This is a genomic window from Clostridium yunnanense, assembly GCF_016595795.1.
Classification (GTDB): Bacteria; Bacillota; Clostridia; order Clostridiales; family Clostridiaceae; genus Clostridium_AR; species Clostridium_AR yunnanense.
Map to the genome: position 1 here is coordinate 180,708 of NZ_JAENHN010000037.1, position 19,372 is coordinate 200,079.

Consider the following 19,372-nt stretch of genomic DNA (forward strand, 5'->3'; position numbering starts at 1 on the left):
ATAAATCGATTTTTTTATTGAATTTTTTTGCGCATCTGCCTTTTCTGAACGTACGTGAAGAATCTTACAGGCGACATATTCTTTTTTTATTCTTTGACTTATACTATGTCTTAAGTCTGTTCACATAATTATGGATGTACCACTTCGTAATAAAATTTTTATTTTCAAAGCTCCTCTCAGAACCCAGAGGAGTTTTGAAAATGGGTTTCGGATCGAAGTGGTACATCTTAATCCACAGATATAATTGAGATATAATTTTCTAAAGAATAAAAACAATCTTTAAGATTAGAAGTTAACAATCTATAGATGTATCATACTTTTATAATTTAACGCTCATAAAGTACCGTCTTGAAATTAATCTAACCTATAATTTATATATATAAATATAAAGATGCATCATTTCATAATTAAACTACTTTCGCCTACTAATTATTTTTAAATAGCTACGGCAAAATATAAATTTAACTATTTTATAATGATACATCTATGTTATATTTTTATTATTATCTATTTTTAAGAATACTATTGAAATTAAGTGGTTATGCAGGGATGCTCTTTGCGTAAGCTCATTAAAGCATCGGATGAATAACCACTTAATTTCAACACGACGCTTTAACAATATCTTTACTATTTTAAACTATTGTATATCTTATCTAAATTATCTTTCATACTTTCATAGTAATCTTTATTGTCTTCTTTACTTTCTATAGTGTAAATTGTTTCAATTTTAGCTCCTACTTCATTGGCCAATGTCTGTGACACTTTAGGACTTGCTAATTGCTCTGAAAAGATTGTCTTTATATTATTAGCTTTACAGAACTCTACAAGATCTTTTAGTTTTTGTGGAGTTATTTCTCCTTCTGCAAATACATCTTCTACGCTCATTTGCGTAAGACCAAAATCTCTGCATAGATATCCAAATGCCTCATGACCAGTAACAAAATCCTTAGTCTTCAGCTCATTGAATTTTATTTTATTATCGCCATAAAGTTTTTCAAGTTTATCAGTGAATTCCTTGTAGTTCTTCTCATAAAAGTCTTTATTTTTACTATCCGCTTTCACTAAAGCTTCCTTTATGTTATAAGACTGAGTTTCTGCATTTTTTAAACTTAACCATATGTGTGGATCAACTTTCCCATCAGTTTTTATTTGTTCTATACCTTTTGAACTATCAATTAACTGAATTTTATTTTTATCTTCTATGGTATCTTCAACTTTATCTAACCATTCTTCCATGCCGAAGCCGTTATAAACAAATATACTTGCTTTGTTTAGTTCTACAAGATCCTTACTCTTAGGTTCAAAATCATGTGGCTCCATACCTTCTGGAACCATTACATTTACATCTATCTTGTCTTTACCTATAGCTTCCGCAAATTCTTTTAAAGGATTTATTGAAACAGTAACTTTTAGTTTATCGCTATCGGTTTTCACTGCGCTTTTAGTACATCCTACAAAACTAATAACTAGTACTAGAGATGAAAGTACAGTTGCTATCCTTAAACCCAACCTTCTAAGATTCATATCGACACTCCTTTTTGCAAATGATTTGCATTACGATTTAAAGTATACAATCTTTAAAAAGTATTGTCAATATTAGGTTTTAAAATACATAAAAATTTCAAATTAAATACTTATTGTATTTACTCCATCCCTATTACAAGCTATATTTAATTCTCTTTTTTGACAAGTAAATATAATTATTTGTCTCATATCAGATATTTCATATAAATAATTAAGTATATTCTCAAGTCTTTCATCATCATACTGTACAAACGCATCATCTAAAATTATAGGCACGTTTTTATTTTCAAATATCATATCGATTAAAGCGAGCCTCAAAGAGATATAAGCTTGATCCCAAGCGCCATTACTTAAGTATTCAGCCTTTATATATCTTCCATCACTACTCTGTTTAATGGTGATTTCAAAGGTTTCATTTATTTTAACATCTGAATACTTTCCCATAGTGATTTTACTTAAGATAGCTGTAACTTTCTCATTTAATACTGGTCCGAAACTCTTTTGTATCTCTTTAAAAGATTCATCCATAATAGCCTGAGCTACTTCGATTGCCCTTACAGTCTTTTCACCTTCTTTTATCTGTTCCTTAACTGATTCTATGTCTTCCTCAATTACATCAAGTCTTCTTGTTGTTAGGAATATATTTTTTATGCTATACTCTATATCCTTCATCTCTTTTTCTATATTGAGAAGTTCCTGTTGTTTTGAACGTATATCATTTTCTATCTCATCCTCATTTTCATATGAAAATTCATTAGTTTCGTTAATTATTTCTTTAACTTCCTCTTCTATAGCTTGTATATCTCTATCTTTTAAAAGTAACTTATAAGTTTCTTCAATTGAATTTAGTCTCACCATTATCTCTTCACGCTGTTGAAGCTTGTATCTCATATTTTTTATCTGTTCAGGAATATCTTCAATATCTAAATGTTCTAATCCAAGAGTTTTCAACTTACTATAAATTGTATCTTTCTTTAACTTTATATCGTTTTGAAGATAATCAAGGTTTTTTCTTATAGACACTATTCTATTATCTATTTCCTCCTTTTCCTGATTAATAATTCTATACTGCTTTATATTCTTAACAAACTCTTCTATATCTCTACTATTTGTAATTGATAGAACTGAATTAATAATTTTCTCATTTCTAATTGCACTATCTTCTAGTTCATAGAGGTTCATAGTCTTAATGCTATTTCTCTTTTCACCAATCCTTGCTTTAAGAATTTCTATTTGATTATTACAAGTATCAAAGGTATTCAAATACTTTTTAAAACTTATGTGATCAGTACTTCCTGTAATATTAAAATACTTGTTTAATTGTTCTTCATATTGCTTAAATGAATCAGTCAAAGTACTTATTGTACTCTGTTCTTCTAAATTAATTAAGCCTTGCTCAATATAATATTTATTCCTGCTAGATGCCATAAACATAATTCCACTAATTATGAATAATATAAAAGCTATTACAACACCAATATTTAGTGGCAAAAGGCTTGTTAACGCTGCAAAAACTGAAAACACAGCACATATGCTTAATATTAATGATACGGAGCTGATAGCTCTATTTTTAACTTTTAATCTTTCAATTTGTTTTTTTTCCACTTTTGTTTTTGAGTTTCTATCGATTAAAAACTTAATTTCCTTCAAATCTTCTTCATAATTAAGAAGCAACCTATTTATTTCTTCTCTGTGCTCACTTATAGTTTTATAATCTCTTAAGTTATTTATCTTTTGTTTTATTTCATACTCTATTTTATCTATCTCTTCATTTGTATCCAATATCATAGATATCTTCTCTTCTATAAGCTTCTGCTCTATTGAAACTTTTATAAGCTTCTCATCAATATTTAAATCAAGCTCTCCAAAGTTCTCATATATACTTAAATAGTTATTCTTTTCTTCAAGTTCTTCAAGAAGTTGTTTTTCTTCTTCTTTTCTTTGATTATTTATATCTAAAAGATTAAATAAGCCTGTTACGTCTTCCTGTAGCCCATCTAAAAAATAATAATCAATTACACCATTGTTAGAAATTAAATTGTATTCATATTCTTCTTTTCTCTTTTTTAATTCCTGACTCTTCCTTAGATAATCCGTTATCTCACCATATTCTTCTTTTAGCTTTAACCTTTTCAAATGTTTTTTATAGATTTCAAGCTTTTTAATAGTGATTTCAAGTTCATCCCTCATAGCTTTGACTTCCAGGTAATTTTTTTCGTTATTCAAATTTGCCTCTGCTAATCTTATAGCATTATTTCTCTCATCAAGTAAAGTATCAAATCTTACCTTAAGCAAATCAAGTTTGCCGCCTTTTCTTTGGGTTACCAGTGATTTTTTATACTGATCTAGCGTATCTTTTGCTTTTTGATAAGATATATTTTCGTTACCCGTTTGAAATGAATTAGATATTTTATGTAAGATATCATCTTCCTTTGAATTTTTCACTTCAGCGCTTAATTGTTTAATGAAAAGAGTGTTTTCGAATGCTGCAGAATTAACGTCAAATATATTTTTTCCTACATTATCTATGTTAAGAGATGGAATTTCTTCACCTGTTATACAATCAATAGTTTGTATCGTATCTTCTTTCTTTGTACTTCCAAAAGTTCTTCTTATTATATAGTTATCGTTATTATATTCAAAATGAATTTCGCCTTCTGCTTTATTGTCATTAAAATTGAGATATCTGAGTCTTTCATTTTCTCTTACATCCTTTACTCTCTTACTATTCATTCCATAAAAGCATGCTTTTATAAATGTTTGGATAGTACTTTTTCCTGACTCATTATGACCATATACTATGTTAACCCCTTCAGTAAAGTTGATTTCTTTATTTCTTAATTTTCCAAAACTCTTGATATCTATCTTCTTAATTATCATTTAGTCTAATCTCTCCTTCAGAAAGACTTTGTATACCAATCTTCAATGCTAATTCATATATAGCTCTCTCATCCTCTGTACATTGGTCTATTTTTTCCAGTATCTTCTTTGCAAATATACCTTTTACAGAATGTTCTTCAATAACTTCAGCTATATCCATTTTTATTTTTGTTGAATCTTCTAACTTAATAAAATAGAAATGTTCTACTAATTTATTGAGCATTAGCTCTACATCTATATTAAATTCCTCATGAATTTCTCCTGTTAATATGATTTTATACAAGTTTTTGTTTCTGCTTTCTTCGCTTGTTATTTTCAATATTTTTTCTTTGATATCATCATAATTCATTGCATCACTTATATTAACAGACATAACCAAATAAGTTCTCTTGTTAGTTGGAATAAATTTAAGGTTATTGAAATTCTGTCCTACTTCTCCTAATATAATTCCCTTTTCTCCTAACTCATCAAAGCCCCTACCTTCTGGACACCCACAGTAAGCATATAAGGTATTACCAGCTCTTTTTATTTGAGAAAATTGATGTCTATGTCCTAAAGCTATATAATTCATAGATGAGTTTTCTATATCTTCAACAGTTATTGGATTGTATTCATTTAAATTATTTCCATTCTCTACTTCTCCATGAAGTACCATTAACTTTATTAGACCTTCATCATCATTATTAGGCTTAAAATCTCTTAGCATAGACCTTTTCACATAATTACCTGTAAAGCCAGCTCCATATACAACAACGTTCTTTTCTTTTAGCTTATACCTTGTAAAACCAGCTCCAAATATATGAACATTACTCGGCCAGTTTATCATGCTATAAAAAGATCTATCATTATTAGGATCATGATTTCCAGGCGCTATAAATACTTCTATTTTAGGAATACTTTCAAGCTTCTTTCTCAATAAATCCAAGGTGCTCTTTCTCACACGTAAATTATCAAAAATATCACCTGCTAATAAAATAGCATCCACCTTCTCATTGCTTGCCAATTCAATTATGGAACCGAATGTATCTTGAAGCTCTTCCTTTCTTTGCTCAGCTATATCAGTAGATAACTCTGTAAAGGGAGTATCAAAATGCAAATCGCTACAGTGCAATATTTTTATTTTATCCATAGTATCCTCCATTTGCTATTTTACACAACGAACTTTTGTTCTCATTTTAGCATAAAAATAAATCAAAAAAAAGAGGCTAAGCCTCTTTTTACACATAACTTCACTATTTATATATATTCTGACCAAAAGTTGCTTTGTATGGATAAACGTCCTCTACACTTTTACCTAAACTACTAGCAAATTCCTCTGCATCAACTTCTTTTATCGCTTTACCATCTTTAAATACTTTTATGTTGTAAATCTGTCCTTCTTCATTTATTAAAAATTCTCCATCATAACTTGAACCATCATCAAAAGTAACTATACCTTTTTTCCAATTCATGACTTATTCCTCCTTATAAAGCATCTTTCAATTGCAAAGAAATTATGTTATCAAAAACTTCTATTAAAAACATGCAAACTTAAGAGTATATCATTATTTAATTTAAGAAGAATTACTGAAAAAAATCTCTAATTTTTTAAAGAATAAAAGGGCACAATTTCTTGTGCCCCGGTATTAGAATATACTATCTGGCGGTACATCATTACTCATAGTAACTCCTCCCTTAATGGTCAGATTACATAATTAAGATTCAACCTACCAAATGCGTTCCACTATGACTAGTGATTAGTTGTCATGTGTCCCTCGAATTCCTCTACCATTCTTTTTACCATTTCTCCACCTACGGAACCACATTGTTTTGATGTTAGATCTCCATTATAATCACCTAATGGAACCCCTAGTTCTCTTGCTACTTCAAATTTAAACTTAGATAATCCTTGTTTCGCCTCTGGAACTAATGTTCTTGATCTTGACATATAACATTCCTCCTTTGGTTTTGAGATGGCTTCCTTTGCATCGTAATATCCTAAATTAAAATTTAAATTTTTTGCTTTACAGCAATATCTTTAAAACTTCTTTTAGTCTAAACGATACATCAGCAGTAAACCTTTTTGGTTTACACTATTATATTAACCACAATAAACTTTAATAGCCTATTGAATTATATGCAATTCTGGTATGTACTTCCTTTATAGTTTTTTATTACATTTATAGCTTCTCGACTACTATTAACTAAAATTGGATTTATGCCTGAGTTCTTAATAAATTTCTTTAGCTGGTAGCTTCCGATTATAGATTTTGGCATTATTATAATGCTTATCGCCCATTTTTCTTTAGATGTACTTCTTAAGAATTCACAATAGTTATCACTTACTTCTGACTTCACAAGTTCCAAGTTAGAAACATCCATTACTAATATCTTATTATCAGTGTGTATTGTTCCTATAACATCTATATACTCTTTTATCATATATGTTAATTCTTCATTTGCTATATATCCTTTAATGATATTTCTTATAATGCCTTTTTTCTTATAATACTTAAAATAATAGTACATTTTTCCACCCCAATTTAATACTTAAGAGCTCTTACAAATCTTTTTACACTTAATGCAAAATTTATATGATTATAAAGTCATTGATCTATTATTTTCTTATGTAGATTCAATGTAATAATATTAAAAAATATATTAATTAATACTAATTACAAATATAAACAGCAAACATAATTATACTATATTTTCTATATGTTGTAAATTTTATTATTAATTAAATTATCGTTATAATCAAGTTTTACTGAAGTATAATTTATAGAATCTATTAAAATAATTTGAGATTATATAATACATTTCGAATTAATATTACAATAATTACTTAATTGATGAAACCTATTAATTATAACTCATATATTAACACTCTTTTAAAGTTAGTACATAAATATAAGAAAAATCCACGAATATCCAAAAGAATATTCGCGGATTAGTCTTGTAAGCTTCATGCATTATATTGGCAGGGGCAATAGGGATCGAACCCATAACCTACGGTTTTGGAGACCGCCACTCTACCAGTTGAGCTATACCCCTATAATAGCACTTACAAGTGATATAATATCATATTTATTAAGCATGTGCAATAGTTTATTGTGGATTTCCATAGAATAAGAACATTTAATCATCCTCATATTAAAAGGTAGTATCTTTAGTTAAATTAACAACTAAAGACACTACCACTTTATATATTATCTCATGCTAAACGCAAGTGATAAAAAATCTTATTTAGAAGCAGCTTCTACTACAGTATTTCTGAAGTATACAAATCCTAATGGAGACTTTTGTAAATCAGTTATATTGTTCTTAAGTGCAAGAACGTTAGTGTAGTAGTATATTGGAATTACAGGAGCATCAGCCATAAGAATGTCTTCAGCTTTGTGCATTGCATCAGTTCTCTTAGCTGGATCTGTTTCCTTCTTAGCAACCGAAATTAGCTTATCATATTCTGGGTTTGAGTAACCTGGGTTGTTGTTTCCTCCACCAGTAACAAACATATCAACGAATGTCATTGGATCATTGTAGTCAGCAATCCAAGATGTTCTACAAACCATATAGTTTTGCTTGCTTAAGTCATCTAATTGAACTTTTCTTTCTTCATTAACTAGTGTAACGTCGATTCCTAAGTTCTTCTTCCACATTTCTTGTATAGCTTGAGCAATGTTTTGGTGTCCTTGTCCTGTGTTGTACTTAATTTCAAGTTTAGGGAAGTTCTTTCCATCTGGGTATCCAGCTTCAGCAAGTAACTTCTTAGCACCTTCAACATCAGCTGATGTCTTTATATAATCTTTGTTCTTAAATTCTTTAGCAGCACTATCAACTATTCCCTTTGGAACGTATGATGTAGCTGGTTGTTCTCCACCCTTTGTTACATTATCAACTATTGCAGTTCTGTCAATAGCCATGCTAAGAGCTTTTCTTACATTAACATTCTTTAATGCCTTAGAAACTTCAGCAGGAACATTCTTGTCAGTAACATTGATTGAGTAGTAGTATGTTCCAAGGTATGGATAAACCTTAGCTTTACCATCTTTGATTAAGCTTTGCTTTTGTTCTGCTGGTAATAAATCAGTAGCATCTATTTCACCAGATTCGAAAGCATTTAATGCAGATGTTTCATTGTCTAATAGTGTGTATTGGATTTTTTCAAGCTTAACATTTGCTTTATCCCAATAGCTATCGCTTTTAACGAATGTCATATGATCTTTTTGAGCATATTCAGTCATCTTATATGCTCCGTTAGATACAAATGTCTTTGCATCAGTAGCCCATCCTTCTTTGTTAGCTTCAATTATATCTTTTCTTACTGGGAAGTAAGTTGGGAATGCAGTTAAAGCTAAGAAATAAGCTGTTGGAGCTTCTAGAGTAACTTCTAGTGTATAATCATCAACTACTTTTATTCCTACGTCAGCAACTTTAGCTTTTCCACCATTATATGCTTCACCATTTTTGATGTAGAACAATTGGTAAGCATAGTCTGATGCAGTTTCTGGAGCTAAAGCTCTAGTCCAAGCATAGTAAAAGTCATTAGCTGTAACACCTTTACCATCTGACCACTTTGCATCTTTTCTTAAATGGAATGTATATTTAGTTCCATCGCTTGATACCTCATATTTTTCAGCAACACCTGGAGTAACTTTATTGTTAGCATCTACGTTTTGTAATCCTTCAAACGCATTAACGTCAACAATACCGCCTTCAACAGAGTTGTTTAGACCTGGATCTATAGTTTTTGGTTGAGCCCCAAGGTTATACTTTACAACCTGTTCAACCTTTGCTGTAGAAGATGCGTCATCTTTTTTACCACAGCCTACAAAAGTTGTTCCTACTACTAGAGTAGCAAGAATTAATGAAAGAACCTTCATTTTGTTTCTTTTTAACATTATTGTACCCCCTTATAATGGAAATTTGTATAATTTATTTAAACTAATTTATACCTTATTAATATAAATGGCATGCAACAGAATGATCTTTACCTACTTCTTTCAGTAACGGAGTTACTTGTGAACATATAGGCTTAGCATACTTACATCTGTCTTTAAATCTACATCCAACTGGTGGATCTATTGGTGAAGGAGTCTCTCCTTGCAACACAATTCTTTTGTTTTTACTTGCCATATTAGGATCTGGTATAGGAATAGCTGATAATAGAGCCTGAGTATATGGATGTAAAGGCTTGCTATACAATTCATTACTTTCTCCAATTTCAACTAAGTGCCCTAAATACATTACCCCAATTCTGTTAGAAATATGTTTAACCATAGACAAATCATGAGCTATAAAGAGATATGTTAATCCTAAATCATGTTGTAGATCTTCAAGCATATTTACAACCTGTGCCTGGATTGAAACGTCCAAAGCTGATATAGGTTCATCACAAACTATGAATTCTGGATCAACTGCCAATGCTCTAGCAATACCAATTCTTTGTCTTTGACCACCTGAAAATTCATGTGGATATCTTGATCCATGATCTCCATTAAGACCAACTTTCTTTAAAAGATAAGTTATCTTATCATTTCTTTCACCTTTACCAAGTAACTTTTGAGCATCAATAGCTTCACCTATTATATCCCCTACAGTCATTCTTGGATCTAGTGATGCATATGGATCCTGAAATATCATCTGCATTTTCTTTCTTAAAGGGCGCATTTGCCCTGGACTTAACTTAGCTATATCCTTACCATCATAAATTATTTGACCAGCCGTTGGCTCATATAATTTAATGATTGTTCTACCAGTTGTAGTCTTACCACAACCTGATTCTCCTACGAATCCTAAAGTTTCACCTTTTTTTATACTAAAAGATACATCATCTACTGCTTTTACATTAGACACTTGTGTACCTAGTATACCCTTTTTTATCGGGAAATATTTTTTTAAATTTTTAACTTCTAATAAAATTTTATCTTCCATTTTGTCTGATTACCTCCCTGTGCCTTTTGGAGATTCTTCTACTGCTTCATCAGGTAACTTTCTTTCAACCTTTGGCGCCATAGGATGGTTTAACCAACAAGCTGAATAATGGTTTTCTGATATATTAAACTTCTCAGGCATAGCCTCCATACAAACTTTCATTGCATGCTCACATCTAGGAGCAAAAGGACATCCCTTAGGAGGATTCAATAAGTCTGGTGGTGTACCTTCTATAGGTTTTAATCTTTCTTTAGTGTCTAACTTAGGATTAGGAACACTATTTAAAAGTCCCCATGTATATGGATGTCTTGACTTGTAGAAAATATCCTGAGTAGTTCCACTCTCTACTACTACTCCACCATACATTACATTTATTCTATTACAAATATCAGCAACAACTCCCAAATCGTGAGTTATTATTATGATTGATGTATTCAACTTGTCCTTTAGTTCTTTAAGTAATTCAAGTATTTGTGCTTGAATTGTAACATCTAAAGCTGTTGTTGGCTCATCAGCTATTATAAGCTTAGGGTTACATATAAGTGACATTGCTATCATAACCCTTTGTCTCATTCCACCTGAAAATTCATGTGGGTATTGCTTAAGTCTCTTATCTGGACTTGGAATACCTACTAAACTCAACATTTCAACTGCCTTTTTTCTTGCTTCTTCACCAGTGATTTTTAAATGTTTCTTCAATGGCTCCATAAGCTGATCGCCTACTGTTAAAACTGGATTTAATGAAGTCATAGGATCTTGGAAGATCATACTCATTTCATTACCTCTGATTTTTTCCATTTCTTTATCTGTAAAGCTACTTATTTCTTCTCCATTGAAAACTACTGTGCCTTTCTTTACTTTTCCGCTTTCAGCAAGTAGTCTCATAATACTCATCATAGTGATACTTTTACCACTTCCAGACTCACCAACGATTCCAAGTACTTCTCCTTTGTTTAAATGAAAGGATACCCCTCTAACCGCTTTTACTTCTCCAACATGCGTGTAGAAAGAAGTCTGTAAATCATTTACTTCAAGTATTTTTTCATGCATTATATTTTCCTCCTACTTTCTCATCTTAGGGTCTAAGGCATCTCTTAAACCATCGCCAAGCATATTAAACGCAAAAACTGTTATACAAATTGCTAAGGAAGGAATCAATAATTGTGATGGATGAGTTCTCATCATTTCAACAGCTTCTGAAGCTAAAGTACCCCACGATGCTTTAGGTGCAGATATACCTACCCCTACGAAGCTAAGGAATGATTCAGTAAATATAGCTTCAGGTATTGCTAAAGTTAATGTTACTATTATAGAACCCATACTATTTGGTATAAGATGTCTAAATATTATTGCAAACGGCTTAACTCCAAGTGTCTTGGCAGCAAGTACAAATTCTTGTTCTTTTAAAGTTAAGATTTGACCTCTAACTATTCTAGCCATAGTAGTCCACATTGAGATTGTCATGGCAATAATTATACCTTTTATATCTCTTGAACCTAAAGCAACACTTATAAGTATTACGTATATCAACATTGGTATTGAGTTTAGTATATCAACTATTCTCATCATAACCATATCTACCCAGCCACCAAAGTACCCAGAAACTCCACCATATATTATTCCAATAAGTACATTTAATGCACTAGCTACTAATGCAACTGTAAGAGAAATTCTAGCACCATATGCTACTCTTGTAAAAATATCTCTTCCAAACTTATCAGTTCCAAAAATATGTGCAGAACTTGCACCTTTGTTGGCTATACTAAAATCTTGTGTAGAATAATCATAGTGAGAAAACATTGGAACAAAAATAGCGAATAGAGCCATAAAAACAATCACAGCTAGTCCGAATAAAGCTAACTTGTTTTGCTTAAGTCTTCTCCATGCATCCTGTAAATATGTCATAGAAGGTCTTGCAACGCCCTCTTTATCTTTTTCATTATCTGGAACTAATTCAAATAGATCCTTTGTAACTTCCATTATTCCACGCCTCCACTAATCTTGTATTTTAATTCTAGGATCTACAAATCCATATAAAATATCAACAACTAAATTACATACTACTAGGAACGCACAGTAGAAAATTGTCAATCCCATTATTTCAGTGTAGTCTCTATTACCAATACTTGTAACAAATTCTCTTCCTAATCCAGGAATACCAAAAATAGATTCAACTACAAAGCTTCCTGTCAGTACTGATGCTAAAAGTGGTCCTACATAAGTAATTATTGGAATAAGTGAATTTCTAAGAGCATGCTTAGCTATTACAACTCTTTGTGGTAATCCCTTTGCCTTTGCAACTCTTATAAAATCTTGTCTTAAAACTTCTACCAAACTCGATCTTGATAATCTAGATACGAAGGCCATCGAATAACCACCTAAGGCTATTGTAGGAAGAACATAGGATGATAAGTTTTTCAAACCTGTTGCAGGGAATAATTTTAATTGTATAGCAAAGAAATAAGTTAACAATGTAGCCATTACGAAGCTTGGTACTGTTACACCAATGGTTGATATGACCATCGCCACTCTATCTTGCCATTTGTTTTCCTTTAATGCTGAAAGTATTCCAAGTAATACCCCAAATATCAATGAGAAAATTACAGAAGCCAGTCCTAATCTTGCTGAAACCGGGAAAAACTTTTTAATTATATCATTAACAGTTGTTCCTTCATACATCATTGAAGGTCCTAAATCACCTTTTGTCACAATACTACTAACATATGTAGTGTATTGCTGTCCCATTGGTTTATCTAGTCCAAACTTTCTGTTTAAGTTTTCTAAAATCGAAGGTGCTAATTTCTTTTCTCCTGTAAATGGTCCCCCTGGAATTGCTCTAATTAAAAAGAAAGTTGCTGTAATTACTATAAATATAGTTAATAAACTGATAGCAATTCTCTTTAATGTGTATTTAAACATCTTTTTAAGTCCCCCTTTTAAATATGTTTATAGATACTAATTTCTAACTAAATCTCTAATATGTACTAAATTTCCGCTTTTCAATACAAATAACTTGTTATTATTTTGTATCACTTGTCCCCCGACTAACATCTCCTCATTCATTGTTATTTTTCTTAAGTTTATATAAAAAATTATAGTTACAAATTATCATTTTGTAAATAGTTTTTTGAATTTATTATTAAATGTTAATTTTCACATGTATTTTTTTATTCTTTTACTATAAGATATCTAATTTGGTAGTAAGTAAACATTTTCAAGGGTAGTTTTTTTCCAATTTTATAATTAATATCATCTAGCAAGCAATTAAATTTACTAGATTTATAACAATTTTATTAAATTGTTAATTAATTAGTATATAAATTTAGAATTAGCAAGTTTCATCTTAATATCAGATTTATCAATTCTCTGATAAAAGTCTAATGCATAAATTGGATGAAATTAGTACAAACATTAAAAAATTTGTTTATCGTCAAAAAATTTATAAAACAAATTTATTTAAATTAAAATAATTGCTTAAATATTTCAATTATATGTATTTACTTTTTTATATAATGATTTTATACTTTTATAGTTTTTTCATGATTGCTTTTTGATCAGAATAAAAAAAAGATAAATTAACAAATTGATAACGGCAACTTCAATCTGGTAATTCATCTGTATATAGATATGTATTCAAAGTAAAATAATTAATATATGATTCTACCTTTTTTGAATCAATTAGAAAAAAAATCAATCACAGACGTACTAGGCTTCCTAGCTTCAATAATATCTGTTGAAATAAAAAAAGGATTAGTAGAAAACTTTTCTACTAATCCTTTGGCAGGGGCAATAGGGATCGAACCCATAACCTACGGTTTTGGAGACCGCCACTCTACCAGTTGAGCTATACCCCTTCGAACAAATAAGATTATATAACATTCTTTAAAATAACGCAACATTTTTTTGTACTAATTTTTATTGATGTACACTTAGTAATAAAACTTATATTTTTGAACTGCTAAAATAACATATTTAAAAAGGCATCTTATATAACTTATTTAAATTATATGATACCTTTTTAAGAAACAGTTATATTTAAACTTCTAATCTACACTTATAGTATATATCAATACTTTACTATACAAGAGCCTTAATAAATTGACTACTAAACTACTTTAAATCCAGCAGCCTTTACTTTTTCTTTAATTATTTCTAAATTTTTAGTCTTCATTCTTACAACTATTTCTCTTACATCAGTAACACTTTTCGGATCTATTACAACAAAACTGACTATATCAGCTTGATTTTCTGTAAGTATCTTTGACAACCTTGATATTTGTCCTGGTACATCATAAGCAGTAACTGCCATTCTTTCACCTTTGTTAAGCCCAAATACATTAGTATATTGCTCAAATACCGCATGATGAGTTAAAATCCCTACAAATTTATCAAATTCATCAACAACTGCGACAAAGGAAACATGAGTTTCTTCTAGTAATCCCACTGCTTTTTCAACTTCTTCATAAAGATTTATCTTAGGTATGCTTTTTCTTAGTAGGTGAGATACTGAAAAGTCCTCTAATAAGCTCTTCTTATCAGCACCTTTTTCAAAATAGAACTTGTAAATAATGTCTTGTGCTATTGAGCCCTTAAAGTATTCTCCATCAACAACAGGAATTGATAAAAACTTGTTTTGGTCCATTATCTCTAAGGCTCTTCCTATTGTTGTATCAGATGTGACTGTTATTAAATCTTTTTTTGGCAATATTATAGTTTTTACTAGCATAGTCTCTCCCCCTCGATTTCCTTATATATATATTATAAGCCATTTATCACGGTAATTATATATTATTTTTTAAAATTATCCAATAATTTAAAAAATTCTTTCATTTTGTTATGTTATGCTAAGTTTCATATGTAATACATAAAATTCAGTATTATTTATTGAAAAAACACTGTTTAAACTGATTTAATAATTTTATAAGTTTTACTATCATTCTTAAGTTGCAAAGAATTCATCATAGCTGCATAAACAATATTCATTTAATACTAGGCAATAAAAAAAGTTACAAGTATATAAAAATACTTATAACTTTTTATTCAAAGCCTTAAATTTTGAACTTACATTTTCTAGATAAGATCTATATTGATCATCATACTGTGGTATTTTAATCTCCATTTGATAATATGATGTTCCAGTTATCTTACTGCTAAACTCATTAAATTTGGCCTGATCACTATATAATATTAAGGTTTTACTTACTGATTCACCAAGCATTTTTTTATAATCATCAATCTTAGTTAAATCTGTAAGTTTTATAATATCTATACCTAAATACTTCGTAAGATAATCTAGATCTTCATCCGTTGTATATACAGTATACCCGGTTAAAGAACTTACAGAGTCTTTAGCATCTTTACTCTGTTTATCTAGTTCTAATATAATCTCTTCATAACTTTCTTCATAGAAATCCCTATTTTTCGGGTCTTTATCTTGAATTGAACTTTTTATGTTATAAAGCATAATCTTATATTCATCAGGACTTAACCAATAGTAAGGATTTATTTTTATATCATATCCAGATATGGTATGAGACTTTACATAATTCAACGTTTTAGTGCCTCTGGAAAGATTAACAATGCCTACCTTTCCTTTTTTTAATCCATCTATAAAGCTATTTATCCAAGGTTCCGAACTAGACCCCATATATAAAAGTAAATCATATTTTGAAACATTATCCAAAGAATCATTTGTAAACTTAAAATTTATACTATCTAAATTATTATTAAACATATATGTTACATTGTGTTTATCTTTCACCAGTTGTTTAGTTGCAGAATAAATAAACTTATTTGTAGTTATTATATTTAAATATGTATCCCTCTGTTCTACATCGTCATTTATTGTATTAACTACCTTTGGCTTATAATACGTGCTTATAAATATGAAAAAAATTATATTGATACCTATCAATATAAAAGTGAACTTTTTCATATCAATTTTTTTCATTACGCCACCTCACTTTTATCTATTCTTTATTTTATATCTAATTTAATATAAATTCAAATATTAATGTTACTTTCTTAATGACATTATTGTCAAATTATGATAAAATGATATTCGACATTTTTCTTAACGAGGTAAGCATTATGCAAGTTTCAATCGATACTATAATACCTGCTTTATCAATAACAGTATCTCTAGCGGAGAAGTCTGTTGAGAAGGTTGTTAGAGAAAACTTAAACGGGGTAACAATCCAAGACATCGTATTTGATGATTATACGTATCATTCAAAGCGAGCTGCGTATATAGCTTTAGAACTTGGAAATGCCTTGCAGCTAGATGAAGATACTTATAAGGATCTATATATGTGTTCATTGTTACATGACATAGGCTATGGAAATGTATTATATAAAAATTATTCAGTTGATGAAATAATTAGTATTCATTGTCTAGAAGGCTCAAATATAGTAAAACATATCCCAAAGATATGTTACCTTTCCGATGCAATACTTTATCATCACGAGCACTGGGATGGAAATGGAGTGTTTCAAAAAAAAGAAACTGAGATACCTATAATTAGTCAGATACTTAGAATGAGCGACATAATAGACTCAGAGTACAATACCCATGCTCCATATTTTGAACAAAAAGATAAGATTAAAGGCTTAATTTTAGACAATGTTAATAGGATTTTTTCACAGAATATCTACGAAGCCTTTCTGAAAATTAGTTCTGCTGATGAATTTTGGTTAAACCTTGAGAACAATAGATATCTAGATTTGGTCATAAATCACCTAGTCCCACCTATAGACATAAAATTAAACATGCAAGAATTGATAAACATAGGTGAAATATTTGCTGACATGATAGATGCTAAAAGTGAATTTACAGCTAGGCATTCACGTGGTATCGCTGAACTCGCATATATGGTTTCTAAGCATATTGGTTATAATGATGAAAAGTGCTTAAAAATGAAGCTTGCGGGGCTTTTCCACGATATAGGAAAGCTTGCAATACCATCAAAAATTTTAGACAAAAATGGTCCACTGGATGGGGATGAATTTTCAAGAATAAAATCTCATGCTTATTTCACCAGACTAATATTAGATTCAATGGATGGTATAGAAGAGATAAGTAATTGGGCTTCCAATCACCATGAAAAGCTAAACGGAAAAGGATATCCTAAAGGGATAAGTGGAGATATGTTATCTGAAGAATGTAGAGTAATGGCAGTTTGTGACATATATCAGGCACTTACCGAAGACAGGCCTTACCGTAAAGGAATGAATAAGGATATGGCATTTTGCATACTTGATACTATGGTTGAAGATGGTTCAATATGTAAGATAGCAGTAGAAAATTTAAAAAATGCTCTTGGGTAATCGTTAGATTACCTTTTCTTTTTATAAATTATTGGTTAGAATAATAAAAGTAAAAGGTTTTATTCTCGAAAGGAGATTATTATGGAATTTATAATTGATTCTGTTGATAATACTATTGAGCTGGGAAGAAAAATAGGTTCTATGTGTAAGCCCGGTGATATTTTTTGTCTTACTGGTGACTTAGGTACAGGTAAGACTCATATTACTAAAGGTATCGCCGAAGGACTTAATGTTCAAGAATACATAACTAGTCCTACTTTTAACATTGTTAATGAGTACCATAGTGGCAGACTATCTTTATTCCATTTTGATGTATATAGAGTATCAGATCCTGATGAAATATATGAAATAGGCTTTGATGAGTACATATTTGGAAATGGCGTAAGCGTTATAGAATGGGCTAATTACATAGAAGAGCTTATACCAGATCAATTTGTTCATATAAAGCTCTCAAAACTTCCTGAAAAGGGAGAGAATTTGAGAAAAGTAACAATAAAATATTTTGGAAATAGATATGATTATCTTAAGGAGTTAAGTATATGATAGTTCTTTCAGTAGATTCATCTTCAAGCAGTGCTACTGTAGCTCTGGTTTCAAATAGTTCTGTAGTAAGTGAAATAAATATAACAGATAAAAAACAGCATTCTGAAATACTTATGACTATGATTGATTCAGTACTAAAACTTAGTGATTTAAGCATAAATGATATTGATGGATATGTGGTTTCCAAAGGACCAGGCTCTTTCACTGGACTTAGAATAGGCATGGCAACCATTAAAGGGTTGAGTTTAGGAAGTAAAAAACCTATAATATCTATCTCTAATTTAGATGGACTTGCATATAATGTAATTACTCACAACGGAATAATATGCCCAATTATGGATGCTTTAAGAGGAAACGTATATACTGCTTTATATAAAAATGTTTCAGGAAGATTAGAAAGATTGACCGATTACATGATTCTTTCCATTGAAGAGCTTATAACTAGATTTAAGGAAGAGTCTGATTCTGTACTCTTTGTAGGAGATGGAACTGAGAAGCATCTTGAAACTTTAAAAACGTCCCTTAACAATGCATTATTTTCCCCTCCTCATCTTAATTATGCTAGGGCTTCTACTTTAGGATTATTAGGCATAAATTTATTAGAGAATGGTATTTGTGATGAAAAAGATACTGCTCCATTTTATCTTAGAAAGTCACAGGCCGAAAGAGAATATGATAAAAAGATGGGGTTAGATTAATGGTTACAAACATAGAATCTATGGATATAGACGATATTGATTCTGTATTGGAAATAAGCAAACTTTCTTTCCCACACCCTTGGAGTCGAAGATCCTTCGAGCAGGAACTCGAAAATAACTTTGCAACTTATCTTGTTGCTAAGCTTGATGATCAAGTGATAGGTTATGGTGGAATGTGGATAATAATTGATGAAGGCCACATAACTAATATAGCAGTTCATCCTGATTATAGAAGCTTAGGGGTTGGAGACAAGATATTAAATAAGATGATAGCAACATGCAACGAGAAAAAAGTAGTAGCCATGACTTTAGAAGTAAGAGTCTCAAACATACCTGCTCAAAAGCTTTATTCAAAATATGCTTTTGTAGAAGAAGGTATTAGAAAAAAATACTATGAAGATAATGGCGAAGATGCTCTGATTATGTGGAAAAGATGGAAATAAAGAAACTTATAATTGCTTTATTTCCCATAATGAGAGAATAAGTAA

General features: G+C 30.2%; 17 protein-coding genes and 2 tRNA genes. 4 read left to right on the forward strand and 15 right to left on the reverse strand.

The features are described from left to right. Positions 1-627: 627 nt before the first annotated feature. The 15 genes from JHL18_RS12215 to JHL18_RS12285 all read right to left on the reverse strand — a co-directional run bounded on the left by JHL18_RS12215 (position 628) and on the right by JHL18_RS12285 (position 16,267). Positions 628-1,509, reverse strand: coding sequence for a metal ABC transporter solute-binding protein, Zn/Mn family (locus JHL18_RS12215; protein WP_420839226.1), 882 nt, complete (start codon positions 1,507-1,509; stop codon positions 628-630). Positions 1,510-1,626: 117 nt separating this feature from the next. Further along, the gene (locus JHL18_RS12220) at positions 1,627-4,404 is read right to left on the reverse strand and encodes an ATP-binding protein (RefSeq protein WP_200269537.1); all 2,778 of its coding nucleotides are present in this window, start codon (positions 4,402-4,404) and stop codon (positions 1,627-1,629) included. Further along, positions 4,394-5,533: a metallophosphoesterase family protein gene (locus tag JHL18_RS12225; RefSeq protein ID WP_200269539.1), complete on the reverse strand. Its 1,140-nt coding sequence runs from the start codon at positions 5,531-5,533 to the stop codon at positions 4,394-4,396. The genes JHL18_RS12220 and JHL18_RS12225 overlap by 11 nt, the downstream gene beginning before the upstream one ends. Before the next feature lie 103 nt (positions 5,534-5,636). Next, positions 5,637-5,855, reverse strand: a complete 219-nt coding sequence (locus tag JHL18_RS12230) for a hypothetical protein (RefSeq protein WP_200269541.1) — start codon at positions 5,853-5,855, stop codon at positions 5,637-5,639. A gap of 278 nt (positions 5,856-6,133) precedes the next feature. Beyond that, positions 6,134-6,331, reverse strand: coding sequence for an alpha/beta-type small acid-soluble spore protein (locus JHL18_RS12235; protein WP_183278684.1), 198 nt, complete (start codon positions 6,329-6,331; stop codon positions 6,134-6,136). A gap of 185 nt (positions 6,332-6,516) precedes the next feature. Next, on the reverse strand, positions 6,517-6,912 hold the full coding sequence (locus JHL18_RS12240; RefSeq protein ID WP_200269542.1) for a hypothetical protein: 396 nt from the start codon (positions 6,910-6,912) through the stop codon (positions 6,517-6,519). Between the two features lie 449 nt (positions 6,913-7,361). Further along, a tRNA-Trp gene (locus JHL18_RS12245) sits at positions 7,362-7,437 on the reverse strand. Between the two features lie 188 nt (positions 7,438-7,625). After that, complete coding sequence (locus JHL18_RS12250; protein ID WP_200269544.1) at positions 7,626-9,284, reverse strand: peptide ABC transporter substrate-binding protein; 1,659 nt, start codon at positions 9,282-9,284, stop codon at positions 7,626-7,628. 58 nt (positions 9,285-9,342) lie between these two features. Continuing rightward, positions 9,343-10,317: an ABC transporter ATP-binding protein gene (locus tag JHL18_RS12255; RefSeq protein WP_200269546.1), complete on the reverse strand. Its 975-nt coding sequence runs from the start codon at positions 10,315-10,317 to the stop codon at positions 9,343-9,345. Between the two features lie 9 nt (positions 10,318-10,326). Continuing rightward, positions 10,327-11,367: an ABC transporter ATP-binding protein gene (locus JHL18_RS12260; RefSeq protein ID WP_200269548.1), complete on the reverse strand. Its 1,041-nt coding sequence runs from the start codon at positions 11,365-11,367 to the stop codon at positions 10,327-10,329. A 12-nt stretch (positions 11,368-11,379) separates the two neighbouring features. Continuing rightward, complete coding sequence (locus JHL18_RS12265) at positions 11,380-12,297, reverse strand: ABC transporter permease (protein ID WP_207753015.1); 918 nt, start codon at positions 12,295-12,297, stop codon at positions 11,380-11,382. A 15-nt stretch (positions 12,298-12,312) separates the two neighbouring features. Next, complete coding sequence (locus tag JHL18_RS12270) at positions 12,313-13,236, reverse strand: ABC transporter permease (RefSeq protein ID WP_200269550.1); 924 nt, start codon at positions 13,234-13,236, stop codon at positions 12,313-12,315. An 859-nt stretch (positions 13,237-14,095) separates the two neighbouring features. Beyond that, positions 14,096-14,171, reverse strand: a tRNA-Trp gene (locus tag JHL18_RS12275). 251 nt (positions 14,172-14,422) lie between these two features. Beyond that, entirely contained in the window at positions 14,423-15,043 is a 621-nt protein-coding gene (locus tag JHL18_RS12280) for a CBS domain-containing protein (protein ID WP_200269552.1), read from the reverse strand. Positions 15,044-15,343: 300 nt separating this feature from the next. Then, positions 15,344-16,267 (reverse strand): metal ABC transporter substrate-binding protein, encoded by a 924-nt coding sequence (locus JHL18_RS12285; protein WP_200269554.1) that lies wholly within the window; start codon positions 16,265-16,267, stop codon positions 15,344-15,346. 140 nt (positions 16,268-16,407) lie between these two features. Between JHL18_RS12285 and JHL18_RS12290 the strand changes: the two genes are divergently transcribed. From JHL18_RS12290 to rimI, 4 genes are all read left to right on the forward strand, one after another. Then, positions 16,408-17,643, forward strand: a complete 1,236-nt coding sequence (locus JHL18_RS12290; RefSeq protein WP_200269556.1) for an HD domain-containing phosphohydrolase — start codon at positions 16,408-16,410, stop codon at positions 17,641-17,643. Between the two features lie 81 nt (positions 17,644-17,724). Next, a complete protein-coding gene (tsaE, locus tag JHL18_RS12295; RefSeq protein ID WP_200269558.1) occupies positions 17,725-18,186 on the forward strand; it encodes a tRNA (adenosine(37)-N6)-threonylcarbamoyltransferase complex ATPase subunit type 1 TsaE in 462 nt (153 codons plus the stop codon). After that, complete coding sequence (gene tsaB / locus JHL18_RS12300) at positions 18,183-18,884, forward strand: tRNA (adenosine(37)-N6)-threonylcarbamoyltransferase complex dimerization subunit type 1 TsaB (RefSeq protein ID WP_200269560.1); 702 nt, start codon at positions 18,183-18,185, stop codon at positions 18,882-18,884. The genes tsaE and tsaB overlap by 4 nt, the downstream gene beginning before the upstream one ends. Continuing rightward, entirely contained in the window at positions 18,884-19,327 is a 444-nt protein-coding gene (gene rimI, locus JHL18_RS12305) for a ribosomal protein S18-alanine N-acetyltransferase (protein ID WP_200269562.1), read from the forward strand. Before tsaB ends, rimI begins: the two co-directional genes overlap by 1 nt. The last annotated feature ends 45 nt before the right edge of the window (positions 19,328-19,372 follow it).